This window comes from Corynebacterium segmentosum, from assembly GCF_900637825.1.
In the GTDB taxonomy this organism is placed as follows: domain Bacteria; phylum Actinomycetota; class Actinomycetes; order Mycobacteriales; family Mycobacteriaceae; genus Corynebacterium; species Corynebacterium accolens.
Genome location: NZ_LR134408.1, coordinates 2303571 through 2317831, shown reverse-complemented (window position 1 = coordinate 2317831; position 14261 = coordinate 2303571). Strand labels below are relative to the sequence as shown.

General features: G+C 58.5%; 12 protein-coding genes. 5 read left to right on the top strand and 7 right to left on the bottom strand.

The features are described from left to right. The first annotated feature begins 1 nt into the window (after position 1). Entirely contained in the window at positions 2–637 is a 636-nt protein-coding gene (locus EL217_RS10925) for an ABC transporter ATP-binding protein (RefSeq protein ID WP_126319971.1), read from the top strand. On the opposite strand, the gene EL217_RS10920 is transcribed toward EL217_RS10925, so the two are convergent. Both EL217_RS10920 and EL217_RS10915 read right to left on the bottom strand, forming a co-directional pair. After that, the gene (locus tag EL217_RS10920) at positions 624–2216 is read right to left on the bottom strand and encodes a bifunctional ADP-dependent NAD(P)H-hydrate dehydratase/NAD(P)H-hydrate epimerase (protein WP_126319970.1); all 1593 of its coding nucleotides are present in this window, start codon (positions 2214–2216) and stop codon (positions 624–626) included. The genes EL217_RS10925 and EL217_RS10920 overlap by 14 nt on opposite strands. Positions 2217–2233: 17 nt before the next feature. Next, a complete protein-coding gene (locus EL217_RS10915) occupies positions 2234–3049 on the bottom strand; it encodes an Fpg/Nei family DNA glycosylase (RefSeq protein WP_126319969.1) in 816 nt (271 codons plus the stop codon). Between the two features lie 120 nt (positions 3050–3169). Between EL217_RS10915 and EL217_RS10910 the strand changes: the two genes are divergently transcribed. Then, the gene (locus EL217_RS10910; protein WP_126319968.1) at positions 3170–4666 is read left to right on the top strand and encodes a DUF1846 domain-containing protein; all 1497 of its coding nucleotides are present in this window, start codon (positions 3170–3172) and stop codon (positions 4664–4666) included. A gap of 42 nt (positions 4667–4708) precedes the next feature. Continuing rightward, complete coding sequence (locus tag EL217_RS10905) at positions 4709–5650, top strand: rhodanese-related sulfurtransferase (RefSeq protein WP_126319967.1); 942 nt, start codon at positions 4709–4711, stop codon at positions 5648–5650. Between the two features lie 1345 nt (positions 5651–6995). On the opposite strand, the gene EL217_RS10900 is transcribed toward EL217_RS10905, so the two are convergent. From EL217_RS10900 to EL217_RS10875, 5 genes are all read right to left on the bottom strand, one after another. Next, a complete protein-coding gene (locus EL217_RS10900; protein WP_126319966.1) occupies positions 6996–7916 on the bottom strand; it encodes an MFS transporter in 921 nt (306 codons plus the stop codon). 320 nt (positions 7917–8236) lie between these two features. Further along, positions 8237–8719 (bottom strand): hypothetical protein, encoded by a 483-nt coding sequence (locus EL217_RS10890; protein WP_126319964.1) that lies wholly within the window; start codon positions 8717–8719, stop codon positions 8237–8239. 10 nt (positions 8720–8729) lie between these two features. Continuing rightward, complete coding sequence (locus EL217_RS10885; protein WP_126319963.1) at positions 8730–9701, bottom strand: universal stress protein; 972 nt, start codon at positions 9699–9701, stop codon at positions 8730–8732. Between the two features lie 94 nt (positions 9702–9795). Further along, positions 9796–10290, bottom strand: coding sequence for a MarR family winged helix-turn-helix transcriptional regulator (locus EL217_RS10880; RefSeq protein WP_023016357.1), 495 nt, complete (start codon positions 10288–10290; stop codon positions 9796–9798). A gap of 54 nt (positions 10291–10344) precedes the next feature. Beyond that, the gene (locus EL217_RS10875) at positions 10345–11433 is read right to left on the bottom strand and encodes an inositol-3-phosphate synthase (RefSeq protein ID WP_023016356.1); all 1089 of its coding nucleotides are present in this window, start codon (positions 11431–11433) and stop codon (positions 10345–10347) included. Between the two features lie 116 nt (positions 11434–11549). Between EL217_RS10875 and EL217_RS10870 the strand changes: the two genes are divergently transcribed. Next, positions 11550–11924, top strand: coding sequence for a DUF5318 family protein (locus tag EL217_RS10870; protein ID WP_005275810.1), 375 nt, complete (start codon positions 11550–11552; stop codon positions 11922–11924). A gap of 75 nt (positions 11925–11999) precedes the next feature. Then, on the top strand, positions 12000–14258 hold the full coding sequence (locus tag EL217_RS10865) for a transglycosylase domain-containing protein (RefSeq protein WP_126319962.1): 2259 nt from the start codon (positions 12000–12002) through the stop codon (positions 14256–14258). The last annotated feature ends 3 nt before the right edge of the window (positions 14259–14261 follow it).

Sequence of the window (14261 nt, the reverse complement as noted above, 5' to 3'; positions counted from 1 at the left end):
AATGTCCACCATTCTTGATATTCTCAACGCCACCGTCACCTTCCAGGACGGCACGACGACGACCACGGCGCTTGATGATGCCACCTTTAGTGCCGACTCCGATACCCTCACCGCAATCGTGGGCGAGTCCGGTTCCGGTAAGTCCACGCTGCTCTCCGTGGGCGCCGGGCTCATCACCCCGGACTCCGGCACCGTAGAGGTCAACGGTACGAACTCCATCATCTTCCAGCAGTCCAACCTGTTGTCCTCGCTCAAGGTGCGCGATCAGCTGCTCATCATGGATCACATGGCCGGGCGCAAGCTGCGCAAGGATCGCGCCGATGAACTGTTAGAATTCGTTGGCCTTAAGGGAATGGGCAATCGCCGCATCGGCCAGCTTTCCGGCGGCCAGGCCCAGCGCGTCAATATCGCGCGCGCCTTGATGGATGAGCCGAATCTACTGCTTGCCGATGAACCCACCTCCGCCCTCGACTCCCACCTTTCCCAGGAAATCATCCGCCTGCTGCGCGATATTACCCAGGAGATGCACACCGCCACCGTGCTCGTAACGCACGATCGCTCCTTGCTCACCTTCGCCGACCACGTGGTGGAGGTTAAAGACGGCCGCGTGAGTAAGCGGGACGCTAGCGTTGCATAACGAGCAATCGCGCGATGGACTGGGGCATCGCCGCAGCGATCTGGGAAGCGGAACAAATGCCGAAACCATCGGGGGTATGCGCCGCGATGGCGGCCGCGTGCTGGTGTAGGGCGGCGGCGTGGAGGATCTCCATAATGATGTACTCGGCATCGGCCTTTTCGTGGTCTACCTGCGCGATCGTCGCGCCGAGGATGCCGGATAAAACGTCGCCGGAGCCGGCGGTGGCCGCATAAGAGTGGCCGGCATTCATCCCATAGATGGCGTGGCCGGGCGCGGTCACCGTGGTGATTCGGCCCTTGTGCAGGATAAAACAGTCCAAGTCCTCGGCCAGCTCGCGCTGGCGCGGGCCCACGCCCTCGCTGAGATCGAGCTCGCGGCCGAAGGTAGCCTCGTAGAGGCGGCGGAACTCACCGGCGTGTGGGGTAAGGATGACCCGCGGGTGGGAGCGGACGCGATCGCGCAGATCGGCGCTTTGGGCGAGCAGCGTCAGGGCATCGGCATCCAGGATGGTGGGCAGCCCGCGATCCAAGACGGCGCGGAGCTCACGGGCCGCTGCTTCATCGGTGCCGCGGCCGGGGCCTACCACCCACGCTTGGGCATGCACCTTATCCTCGGCGTTCGGGTGGGGAACCACCTCGGGCAGGTGGGGGACCACGGCATCGTTATCTATCACCCGCACCATGGAGGGCGTCGCGCGCATCGCGCCGGTAGCCGCCAGGATGCCCGCGCCGGGATACGCGTTGCTGCCAGCACAGATGGCGGTGACCCCGCCGGTGTATTTCGTGCTCGAAGCCTGGGGAGTGGGGTCCACGATGGGCCCCGTGCAGCCCACGGGCTTGGGGGCGGTGACGTGGCCTAGGTGGGCATCGGCAAGCACGGGCTCCGCGGGCCACTGGAAGGGGAGTTCGATGGTGGGCTCGTTGGCGATATAGCCCGCCGGCTCTGCGGTGGCCGTTAGCTCCTCCGCAAAGGAGCGCGGCGCGTTGGGCAGCTGCAGATCGCAGAGGACCACCGTGCCGCATTCCGGGGCGAAGACGTGGCCAGCGCGCGCCCAACCGAAGCTCACGGTAATCGTTGCCTCGACCGCGTTCTCCGCGGCCACGCCCGTATCGGCGTTGATGCCAGAGGGGATATCCACCGAAAGCACCGGGGTATCGTGCTGCTTGGCCGCGCGGTACGCGGCAAGGCCCGCACCGCTAAGCCCGCGGGTGGAGTTGAGGCCGGCGACGGCATCAATGAGTAGGCCGGTAGCCTCCGCGTGCGGTTGATCTGTAATGGTCCCGCCGGCAGCGGTAAAAGCTTGCAGCGCTGGGTCGTGCGCAGCATCGGCGACGAGTATCGCGTCAACGCCATAGCCCTCCTCGGCGAGGAAAGCGCCTGCATAAAGGCCATCGCCGCCATTGCCGCCAGGCCCGGCGAGGATGGTGATGCGGCGAGGCGCAGGGCCCGTCAGTATGGATTTCGCCGCGGCAGCAACGCCTCTAGCGGCCAGGCGCATGAGCTCATCATCGTGGCTCTGCTGCGCGAGGAGCGCGGATTCGGCGGAACGAACGGTGGATACACTATAGGCAGGTCGCATGCCCGCCACTATAGGCCTTAAGCAGCAGATTGGCAGGTGGGGCACCAGAAGAGGTTTCGGCCCTCCATTACTTGTTCCGTAATCGGCGTGCCGCAGACATAGCAGGGCAGGCCGGCGCGCCGGTAGACGTAGACTTCGCCGCCGTGATCATCCTTGCGCGGCTCACGCCCCATGGCCTCGGGGGAGTGCTCGGCGCGCACGGTATCGATGCGGCCGTGCTCTACGCCGTAGTTCATGAGCTCTACCAGGTCTTTCCAGATGGCGAAGAATGTTTCACGGGAAACATCCTTGCCAGGGGTGAAGGGGGAGAGGCCGGCGCGAAAGAGGGCCTCCGCGCGGTAGATATTGCCCACACCGGCATACAGGTGCTGGTCCATCATGAGGGAACCGATGCTGCGGCGGGACTTGCTCACCTTGGCCCACAGGACTTCAGGATCGGCATCGGCGCGGAGCGGATCTTGGCCCACTTTGGTCAGCCGCGCCTGGTAATCCTCCTCCGTGAGCAGCAGGCAGAATTGGGGCCCGCGCAGCTGCGCGGCCTGCGCCCCATTGTCTATGCGTATGCGGATCTGCCCGCGGGTGTCCTCGCGGGGTTCGAAGCTGAGCTTGCCGATGAGCCCTAGGTGAATATAGAGGATATGTGCCGGGTTGGCGGCGGTGAAGTGCACGAAGAGGTGCTTGCCAAAGGCCTCTGCGTGGTCGATTTCTGTACCGTCCAGGATGGCCGCCTCGGTGGCAAACCGGCCTTGCGGGCTGGTCACGCTGAGTGGCATCCCGCGATAGTCAGCGTTGAGTGTGAGGGCTAGGCGGTGGATCACGTGACCTTCAGGCATAGCTTCAGTGTAGTGACATCATTGGTCGCCCCCCCAACTAGGGCGCGTGGCGCCGGGGGATGAAAAAGAGTAAACTCGAAGCGCGGATTGATTTTATTTCTATTGAAGGGTCGATAAATCATGACGCATAAAATCGGTTTTGACCGAGAAAAATACATTGAGCTGCAGTCAAAGCACATCCAGGCCCGCCGCGAAGAAATCGGCGGAAAGCTCTATCTGGAAATGGGCGGCAAGCTTTTCGATGATATGCACGCCTCCCGCGTGCTGCCGGGCTTTACCCCGGATAACAAGATCGCCATGCTGGAGCGCATCAAAGAGGAAATTGAAATCCTCCCGTGCATCAACGCCAAAGACATTGCCCGCCACAAGGTACGCGCTGATTTAGACATCCTGTATGAAGACGACCTCCTGCGCTTGGTGGACGTATTCCGCAGCCGCGGTTTCTTGGTTGAAAACATCGTCATGACCCAGGTGGAAGACGGAAATGCGCAGGCAGAAGCGTTCATCGAGAAGCTCGAGCGCCTCGGCCTTAAGGTAGCCCGCCACCGCGTTATCCCTGGCTATCCCACGAATACGGACCTCATTGTCTCCGAGGATGGCCTTGGCAAGAACGAATTTGCCGAAACCTCCCGGGACTTGGTGGTTGTCACCGCCCCTGGCCCTGGTTCCGGCAAGCTTGCCACCGCACTATCGCAGGTCTACCACGAGCACCAGCGCGGCAATAACGCTGGTTACGCCAAGTTTGAGACCTTCCCCATCTGGAATCTTCCCCTCGAGCACCCGGTCAACCTCGCTTACGAGGCCGCCACCGTGGACTTGAACGATTCCAATATTATTGACCACTTCCACTTGAGCGCCCACGGCGAATCCACGGTGAACTACAACCGCGACGTTGAGGCCTTCCCGCTGCTGCGGACCCTGCTGGAAAAGCTCACCGGCACCACGCCGTACGAATCGCCCACGGACATGGGCGTGAACATGGCCGGCTACTGCATTACCGATGATGCGGTCTGCCGCGCCGCCGCCCAACAGGAAATCATCCGCCGCTACTTCAAGGCCAAAGTAGAAGAAGCCCGCGCCGGGCTGGGCGATGAACAGTCTGAACGCGCCGCCGTCGTCATGGCGAAGGCTGGCATAAAGGCCGATGACCGCCCGGTGGTTGGCCCGGCCCGCAAGCGCGCGGAGGAAACTGATGGACCCGCCTCCGCGATGCAGCTTCACGATGGCACCATCATCACCGGCCGCACCTCCCCGCTGCTGGGCTGCTCCGCGGCGATGCTGCTCAATGCCCTCAAGTACCTGGCCGGCATCGATGACGATACCCACCTGCTTTCACCCGAATCGATAGAGCCAATCCAAACGCTGAAGACGAAGCACCTGGGCTCTTCCAACCCCCGCCTGCACACCGATGAAGTGCTCATCGCGCTATCCGTATCCGCCGCGAAGGACGAGGATGCCCGCAAGGCGCTGGAACAGATCAAGGAACTCGCCGGCTGCGACGTCCACACCACCACCATCCTGGGCTCGGTGGATGAGGGAATCTTCCGCAACCTTGGCGTGCTCGTGACCTCGGATCCGGTCTTCGCCCGCAAGAAGGCGCTCTACCAAAAGCGCTAAGGAATTGGGGATCTTGCCGGTAGCGGGCCTAAGATTATGGGCGTGACTATCGGCAAAGTTCTCCTGTATTATTGCTTTACCCCCATCGAGGATCCCACCGCCGTCATGCTATGGCAGCGCACCCTGTGCGAGTCCCTGGGCTTGAAGGGGCGCATCCTCATTTCGGAACACGGCATCAATGGCACCGTCGGCGGCGACATGGATGCCTGCAAGCGCTACGTGCGCCAAACCCGTGAGTACCCGGGCTTTAAGCGCATGCAGTTCAAGTGGTCCGATGGCGGAGCCGAGGATTTCCCGCGCCTATCGGTCAAAGTGCGCGATGAAATCGTGGCCTTTGGCGCGCCGGGCGAGCTGAAAGTAGATGAAAACGGAGTCGTTGGCGGCGGCACGCACCTCAAGCCGGAAGAGGTCAACAAGCTGGTAGAAGAGCGCGGCGATGAGGTAGTCTTCTTCGATGGCCGCAATGCCATGGAAGCAGAGATTGGCAAGTTCAAAAATGCCGTCGTGCCGGATGTGCGCACCACCCATGATTTCATTGAGGAACTGGAATCCGGCAAATATGACTGGATGAAGGACAAGCCGGTCGTCTCCTATTGCACCGGCGGCATCCGGTGCGAGGTCCTTTCCTCCCTGATGAAAAATCGTGGATTCAACGAGATTTATCAGATCGATGGCGGCATCGTGCGCTACGGCGAAAAGTACGGCAATGATGGGCTGTGGGAAGGCTCCATGTACGTCTTTGACAAGCGCATGCACCAGGAGTTCGGCCAAGGACTAGAAGACCCGGGCTTTATCCAATTGGGTCACTGCGTGCACTGCGGCAAGGGTACTAATACCTTCCACAACTGCATTAATGAGGACACGTGCCGCCAGCAGGTGCTCATTTGTGATGACTGCATCCAACACGTAGAGACCCAGCACTGCGGGCGACCAGATTGCGCTAAGGTAGCTGCGAATCTAGTCGATCAAAATTCGAAGTTTTGATTATGGATTGTGAGAAGTTGCTAGGACCTGGCCCCTGTTTGGTGGACACTTGATATCCAGCCCGGTCGGGCTGGCAAGATTGATAATCTTGCCATCATGTCCAGGTACTGAGAACAGTTCACACGCCATGGTGTGGCCCCCTATAAGGAACAAGGAACGCTGAGGTTCTCTCGCTGAACTCAGCATCAGCAGAGCTCGGCATCAACCGTGCCTCGCTACATTCATGGGGTCAACAAGTGCGGCCCCGGAAAGCGTGTCCGCATAAAAGCGCTGCATGATAAAGCCCAAGAGGCGAATGATCCTGAGACGGATCCGCCAACTAGAGAAAGAAAATGCGAAGCTGCGCGAAGAACGCGACATTCTGTACAACGCCGCGACATAGTGTGCTGAAATATTGTGCTTCACGCAGAATCACAGGAGTTGTGCTTCTCAGTGTTTCTATAGTCACCGAATAGAGTACTCGCCTTGTACGGATGTGTGATGTGTTAAAGCTCAATCGCTCCTCGTTTTACACATGGGTGCCCACCTGTAAAAGCGCAGGATAGAAGATGCAGTCTGACGGTCTTGATGGTCTTATTGGTGCAAGAATAAAGACCATCTTCGACGATGAGCACGGGCTTTACGGTACTCCAACGCATCGCCGCGCCCCTCAAAGAAGACCCGGCGTATACCCCGGCTAATTACAAGAAAGTTGCAGAATCATCACAAGCCATGAGGTTGCGTGTGGGCTTATATGCTTGATGGTCATGGCCCCTACGACCGTTTTTGACCGCGCAACTATTTGTCACAACCTCACCTCCGCTCGTGGTTTGATACTGCCACGGAAGTCGCGCACGCGACTTCCGTGGCCCGTGCGCGATTGTCACGTACGGACGCTCGCAGCTACCGCTAGCGTTTGTCTGACACAACCAGGTCGTTCGAAATAACTGCCCCTTTCCATGGAAGCGTGGGCTTTGCTTTCGTTCATTCTTTGGGTGACACAATCTGTGCGACTGATAGACTGGCTCCAATTTTCTTTCAATAAATGAAATAGTTCATCGCTTTAAAAATAAACTCGTACCAATTAGGAAGGTCGCGATAGACATCGTAGCCCAGGAAAAAACAGAGAAAGTATAGCCAGCGTGGTCGATGCAATATCCGCCGAGAAGAGCGCCTAGCGGAACTACGACCATGACTGCTGTTCGCATCGAAGATAACCCGATTCCGATTTTTCCTTCAGGGAGTTGACTTACGAAAAAATTCATTGCCGCCACGTTGATCAGCACAACGGATGCCGACCACAATGCGTTGGAAATTGCGGTAAAAGCGAATGCGGGAGCGTCCAAGATGACTACGGATAGAAAAGCTAGCGTGGCAAAACCTGTCCTAACGTTGCTATTGTGACGAGTTCTGCAAATTTAAATCTGTCAATGATCCGTACCGCTAACAATGAGGCGAGGAGCCCTGTGATAGCCCCGACAATTTTCAGGTTGGAAAATTCTGAGGGGCTCATGCTCATTTCGCGTAGTAGAAAAAGAGTCTTGGGGGAGTCAATAAAAGCTAGTCCAAAGTTACCGGCTGCGATAAGAAGCACTGGAACCAAGCTTTCTCTATCGTGAGCGATGAGCTTAAATCCCGTTAGCAGCGAGCTCTTTTCCTTTTCCGACATTGTTTCTTGATTTTTACCGGAGGTACTAGCAATTGCGGAGCCGGAAGATTGCCGAATTAACTTTCTGACGGGGAATGCGATCATCACTAGCGCACATAAAGCTAAGGCCGCAACCCCTATGTAGCCCCCTTTATAGAACTCCTTGGCTGCGATAAGCGCCACTACAGCGGGGGCTAAAATTCCGATTGTTTTATCTGTCGATTCAAGCCGAGGAACGAGTTTTGAGTCCCCGAGTGAGGATTGAATTGAAGTGGCAGTAATTATCTGAGAGTTATCAATGAAAATACCAACAACAGATTGAAGCACCTGGAGAACGAGAACGGTCCAAAAAGATAAGCCGTCACAAACATAGAGCCAAGCAAGTGCAATTAGAACTGACGCTTTGACAGCTAACGCTGCAACTAGGACAGTAACCGGCCGTAGACTGTCAACCAGTCTTCCAATTGGGACTGCTGACATTAGATACAGAATGATCGATACGGAACTGAGTATACCTAGGTCTGTGCCGGTAAAACCCAGTTGGGTTACCACTATTATCTGCGTTATTAAACTCGCGGTGCTTCCAGCTAGGGCATCTAGCATATTGGAGCTAACGAAGTATGTTTCGAGACGTTTCATTCGTTCCCATCACTCTTACGGTTACGTCCACTAGTGTGGTGTATCTGGAGCCCGTGGTAAGCCTCGTTCCGGTGCACAATAAGGCGATTATCGTGGCTACCTTTCGAATCAACTTTTACCTATCCTCGAAAGGAAGTTACCCGCAAGCTAAATGCAAAAATAGATGGCCACCTGGGCTATTACTTTGATGATAGAGCAGCTAACGCTAGTGCTGGAAGAAGATAATTACCGCAACGGGACGTATCCGAAACCGGAGATTCTAATTGCGGACCTGATCCTTCGACGTATCTAATTTCTGGGGGTCAGGCCCGTGCGATTCTCTATACGGCAGCCGAGTCCACCAGAATTAGCTGGATATCGCTAATGGCCCAGATCATGAAATTGAAGGCCATCACCCAGAAGATCGCCATCCAGCTACGCCAGCGCAGGTAGCGGCGCAGTTTGCGCACCATAATGATCGCGCAGCCGATCATGCCCAGCAGCGGGATGATCATGGTGGAAATGGCAAAGAAGGTGCGTTGGCCCTCGGTGCACAGCCAGCTCGCGGTGCCGTCCTCACACAGAGGGCCGCCGCTAAGGCGCGAAAAGAGTGCTACGCCGAAGCCATACAGCGCGGAGATAACTAGTACGGACACCATGTACCAGATGGCTTGGCGGGTGGAGCGCCGGTTGGCGGCGGCTACCTCGACGGGATCGGGCTCGTCTGCCAAATCATCGAAGCTCTGCGGCTCGGGTCGGCGCAGGTTGGCATAATCGGCGTCGGTGGTTAGGTCGTTTTCGGGGTGCTCTGGGCGCGAGCTCATGGATCCAAGCCTAGTCGGTCGCGGGGTGAATGAGTACCGGTACGCGAATATGAGGGAGCAACTCGGTTGCGGTAGAGCCCAAAAAGACCCGCGCGATGGGCCCCTGCGGGGCAGAGGCCATCAACATCAGATCGCCCTTTTTCCACTTGAGCGAATCAACGGCACCGGACCACCCGGCGCCAGAACCGATCTCGGAGGTGACCTCGACCTCCGGGTAGGCATCTTGGATGTGGTCGCGGGCACGGTCGAGCATGGCCAATGAATCCTCGTGCCACTCCGCGGTGAGCTTAAGCGCAATATCGCTTTTATCCTTCGACGGGGAATGAAGCAGGTCATCCGCTGAGAAGGCCAAGATGCGCAGTGGTAGATCCCAGCGATCCGCCAGCGCGGCTGCGCCCAATAATTCCCTATCCGCGCGCTCACCGCGTTCAGTAATGACAAAATTGAAGCGGGTTACGCCGTGCTTCGATAATTTGGCCTTGCGTGGGATAAGCCCTAAGGGTAGTGGCGAGTAGTGCAGGAGGGTATCCGCGGTGGAACCGGGGAAAAAGCGGCCCTTGGGTGCGGCCTGGTTGGGGCCTAGAAGGATGATATCGGCCTGAAAATCCTGGGCCATCTCAGTAAGGAGCTGGGGGCGGGAGGGGCCATCGACAAGCACGGAGGGCGTATCGTTCCAGTACTTTTCCGGGATACCTGCCTCCGTCAGGGCCGCAGCGGTGGCTGTCGCGCATGCTTGCTTCTGCTCTTTAAACCATTTTTTGTATTTCCCGCCCAACTTGGACAAAGACGTCGTGGTCCAGGGCTGGAAAACCGTGGAAATAACGCGCACCTCAATCACCGCGGTGCGCGATAGCCAGGCGGCGAATTCGAGGGGTTCCGTACCGGAAGAGGAAGGACTCCAAGAAATGAGGATGCGCAGCGGCTCTTCGGCCGAGCCCTTGTGCAGGGTCGGCAGCAGCGGTTGGTGAGATTTTTTGCCCATAGAAAGAATATGTATGCGAAAGCTTAGTGAGTACTAAAGCTCATTATCGTCTGTTACGGCCGCAAAACTAAAATTGCATGTGGCCGCAAGCGCGCTACTCGCTATCCATAGTGGGGCGGTAGACATCCGCAAGCTTGGAAATGACCGCGCCCATCTCGCGCGCGGTGGCCAAGTCCTCGGGCTCGAGCCACCGCATAATCTCTGCAAGGGCCGCGGCGCGTTGCCCGGAAACTATGGCCAATTCGGACTCGCCCAGTTGGGTGAGCGCGACGAGCACGCCGCGGCGATCTTCCTCATCGCGGTGGCGTTCCACGAACCCGCGGCGCTCTAGTTGGTAGAGCGCGTTGGACGCGGTGGGCATGCGAATAAGCTCCGCCTGGGCAATGGTGGATACGCGGGAAGGCCCGCGCAAGCGCAACTGATTCATGATGGAGACCTGCGAGGTAGTCAGCGATGAACCCTCTGCGGTGCGCTGGAAAATAAGGATTAACTTATTGAGCGCCGGTTGGATATCCCGGGCTACCTCTACCGCGTCCTCGTAGTCGGACGGGGACTTCGTTGGGTCCGTCTCATCATGGTGTTGCGTCATAAAACTAAATTCTATCGTGCACTACCGCCTGGCGGTAGTATCGCGACGAAAAAATTAGCTTCCCTTAATAAAATCTTCCAGCTCGTTGCGCGCGACGTCGTCGGCCTTCTGTACTGGAGGGGACTTCATTAGGTAGGAAGAAGCGGAAAGTACCGGTCCGGCGACCTTGCGGTCCAAGGCGATCTTGGCGGCGCGGACGGCATCGATAATAATGCCGGCGGAGTTAGGGGAGTCCCAGACCTCGAGCTTGTACTCCAGGTTCAGTGGGACCTCGCCGAATGCGGAACCCTCCAAGCGGACATAGGCCCACTTGCGGTCATCCAGCCACTCCACGTAGTCCGAGGGACCGATGTGGACGTTGCGGTCTGCGCGCTTGCCAGCGATAGGGGAATTGTGCACGTTGGAGGTCACGGACTGGGTCTTAGAAATCTTCTTAGACTCCAGGCGTTCGCGCTCCAGCATGTTCTTGAAGTCCATGTTGCCGCCCACGTTGAGCTGCATCGTGCGGTCCAAGCGCACGCCGCGGTCTTCAAAAAGCTTTGCCATAACGCGGTGGGTAATGGTGGCACCAACCTGGGACTTGATGTCATCGCCCACGATGGGCAGGCCTGCGTCCTCAAATTTCTTGGCCCACTCTGGGTCGGAAGCAATGAAGACCGGCAGGGCATTCACGAACGCGCAACCAGCGTCGATGGCGGCTTGGGCGTAGAACTTATCTGCTTCTTCGGAACCAACCGGCAGGTAGGAAACAACAACCTCGGCACCGGCCTCGCGGAGGGCAGCTGCGACATCGGCAGGAGCTTCGTCCGATTCCGTGATGGACTCCTGGTAGTAGCGGCCCAGGCCATCCATGGTGGGGCCGCGCTGAACGGTGACGCCTAGGTCTGGGACGTCTGCGATGGTGATGGTGCAGTTGCGGGAGCTGCGGGTAGCCTCCGCAAGATCCTTGCCCACCTTGTCCCCATCGACATCGAAGGCCGCGACGAATTCAATATCGCCGACGTGGTAAGGCCCGAACTGGGTGTGCATCAGGCCAGGAATATTTTCCTCCGCTGCGGCGTTGCGATAAAACTCCACGCCTTGAATAAGGGACGTGGCGCAATTGCCGACGCCGACGATGGCGACCTTTACTTTGTCAGACACACTATGCTCCTTTATTAATTCGTTGCTGTGTGGTGCCTGCGCAACGTTAGGCCAGAAATTATGCCTGGTGGTAGCACGACGGCATATGGATCGATCAAGAAGAGGAAATTAAGATAATGCGGGTGAATTCCGTTGCCTTCAAGCACGAACTTTCCCACGAGTGGGAACGCACCCAACACGTCCGCGAATACCGCGCCGGGCACCTGAGGCGCGACGAGGTCTGCGATGCGGACTTCCTCCTCCGGGCCGCCGCTGAGCACCACGGCCGCACCATGGATAAGCCCTGCCCGGTCTGCGGGGAGGACCTGCGCCTGACCCGGTGGGTGTACGGCGAGAGCCTGGGCCGGCGCGCCGGGAGCGCCCGCAGCGAGAAAGAAATAGCGGAATTTGTCGGCGAAGGCCTGGAATTTACCGTGCATGAGGTGGAGGTCTGCCGGCACTGCCGGTGGAATCATTTGTTGCGTTCTGCGACGGCTTTTAACGCGTGTTAGTTTTCGACGCACCGCGTTAGGCAGTAAGCTGCAATTATTTAGTTTGTTACCAGGGATGAATGAGGACACGAATCAGTGACCGAGAAGGAATCTACTGGCGAGTCCACTAAGGTGGACCGCCGCAAAGAAGGCGAAGAACCCCAAAAGCGCCGCATCTGGCCGTGGGTCGTTGTGGCCCTCCTATTGGTTTTTGTGGCACTGCCTGCAGGCCTTTTTGCGTATGCCTATTCGCAGTACACCGTTCCGGAGCCCAAAGAGCTGGCCAATAACCAGGTCTCTACCATCTATGCCTCCGATAACGACACCCAGTTGGCGCGTTTGGTTCCGCCGGAAGGCAACCGTACGCACGTGACCTTGGATGAGGTCCCCGTCTTTGTGCAGGACTCCGTGCTCGCCGCAGAGGACCGCGACTTCTGGGATAACTCCGGCTTTTCCTTCACCGGTTTGGGCCGCGCGGTACTGGGTAAGGTCACCGGCAACGACACCGCCGGTGGTGGTTCCACGATTACCCAGCAGTACGTGAAAAACACCCTGGTGGGCAACGAATACTCTTACGTGCGCAAGGCGCGCGAGCTCATCTACTCCATCAAGATGACCAACGAGTGGGAAAAAGAGGACATCCTCAACGCCTACCTGAATACGGTCTACTTCGGCCGCAATGCCTACGGCATCCAGGCCGCATCCAACGCCTACTTTGATAAGGACGCCAAGGACCTCACCCCCGAGGAAGGCGCCATGCTCGCCGGCCTCATTCAGTCCCCGTCTGGCCTAGACCCCCGCGTGAACCAGGAGGGTTCCGAAAGCCGCTGGAACTACGTGCTTGACGGCCTCGTGGACATGGGCGATCTCAGCAAGGAAGAGCGCGATGGAATGGTCTTCCCAGAGACCCGCGATCCCGCTGAGTACTCGGCATACACGGAAGCCCCAGGCGCGAATGGCCACATTAAGGATCAGGTCATCCGCGAGCTCGAGGACGTAGGAATTACGGAAAACCAGGTCTCCACCGGCGGCCTGCGCATTACCACCACCATCGATATGAACGTGCAAAACAACACGATTCAGGCAGTCGATGACCAGCTGGCGCCGCTGCAAGAAGACGCGCGCGCGGCCTCTGTGACCATCGACCCGAAGACGGGTGCGGTGCGCGGTTACTTTGGCGGGCATGATTCCAACGGTTGGGACTACGCCAACTCCCCGCTGCAGACCGGTTCGACCTTCAAGATTATGGCGCTCGCCGCTGCGCTGCAGCAGGGCATTAGCTTGGATACCAACTACTCCTCGGCGCCGTACCAGCTGCCGGGCTCCGATCTGGTTACCAACGTGGGCGGCGGCTGTGGCGTCTGCGACCTGCGCGAGGCCACCAAGCAGTCCCTGAACACCTCTTACCTGCGCCTGCAGAGCGATCTGAAAAATGGCACCCAGGACACCGCGGATATGGCCCACGCCTTGGGCGTTGCCCGCTCGTTGCCGGGCATCGAAGAGACGCTGACTGAAAACGGCAAGCAGCCTTTTGAAGGCGTGGTCTTGGGCCAGTACCAGTCCCGTCCGCTGGACATGGCAACCGCGATGTCCACCCTCGCGAACCAGGGCGTCTGGCACAACCCGCACTTTGTGCAGCGCGTAGAAAATGCCGCCGGGGAAGTTCTGTATGAACACCCAACCGATGAGGGCGAGCGCCGCGTTTCCGCGAATGTGGCCAATAACGTCCTTGAGGCCATGGCGCCGGTAGCGGCATGGTCCAATGGCTCGCTGGCTGGCGGCCGCACTTCGGCTTCCAAGACCGGTACGACCCAGCTGGGCGATTCCGGAACCAACAAGGACACCTGGATGGTTGGTGCCACCCCGCAGCTTGCTACCTCCGTGTGGGTCGGTACCGCGGACAACACCTCGGCCATCTTCGACCAGTACGGCGGAATCATGTACGGTGCCGGCGCGCCAACCAAGATCTGGAAGTCCGTATTGGATAACTCCTTGGCGGATCAGGAATTCCAGCAATTCCCCTCGGCTTACCCCGTTCGCTTCGGCACGGTATCTGCCGGCGGTGGTGCCCCGGCCTATAACCCAGGCGGCGGTTCCGGTGGGCAGGGTACACAGAACTACACTGGCCCAGCCCAGGACGGCGCCCCAGAAGAAGAGGCCAGCCCAGCACCTGCCGAGACCCCGGATGCGGGCCACGATGCCCCGCCGCAGCCGCCTGAGAACCAGGGCGGCAATAACGGAAACGGCGGCAACCGGGGCAATGGCGGCGGTAATAATGAGCCGGCCCGGCCTGAGGCCCCGTCTTTAGATGACTTCTTCGGCCGCGAAGGCGGCCTGGCTGACCTCTTAGGCTAAGCA

Coding starts and splice junctions, on each gene's coding strand:
- EL217_RS10925 (WP_126319971.1), top strand. CDS start 2: ATGTCCACCATTCTTGATATTCTCAACGCCACCGTCACCTTCCAGGAC.
- EL217_RS10870 (WP_005275810.1), top strand. CDS start 11,550: ATGCGGGTGAATTCCGTTGCCTTCAAGCACGAACTTTCCCACGAGTGG.
- EL217_RS10900 (WP_126319966.1), bottom strand. CDS start 7,916: ATGAAACGTCTCGAAACATACTTCGTTAGCTCCAATATGCTAGATGCC.
- EL217_RS10910 (WP_126319968.1), top strand. CDS start 3,170: ATGACGCATAAAATCGGTTTTGACCGAGAAAAATACATTGAGCTGCAG.
- EL217_RS10920 (WP_126319970.1), bottom strand. CDS start 2,216: ATGCGACCTGCCTATAGTGTATCCACCGTTCGTTCCGCCGAATCCGCG.
- EL217_RS10890 (WP_126319964.1), bottom strand. CDS start 8,719: ATGAGCTCGCGCCCAGAGCACCCCGAAAACGACCTAACCACCGACGCC.
- EL217_RS10915 (WP_126319969.1), bottom strand. CDS start 3,049: ATGCCTGAAGGTCACGTGATCCACCGCCTAGCCCTCACACTCAACGCT.
- EL217_RS10885 (WP_126319963.1), bottom strand. CDS start 9,701: ATGGGCAAAAAATCTCACCAACCGCTGCTGCCGACCCTGCACAAGGGC.
- EL217_RS10880 (WP_023016357.1), bottom strand. CDS start 10,290: ATGACGCAACACCATGATGAGACGGACCCAACGAAGTCCCCGTCCGAC.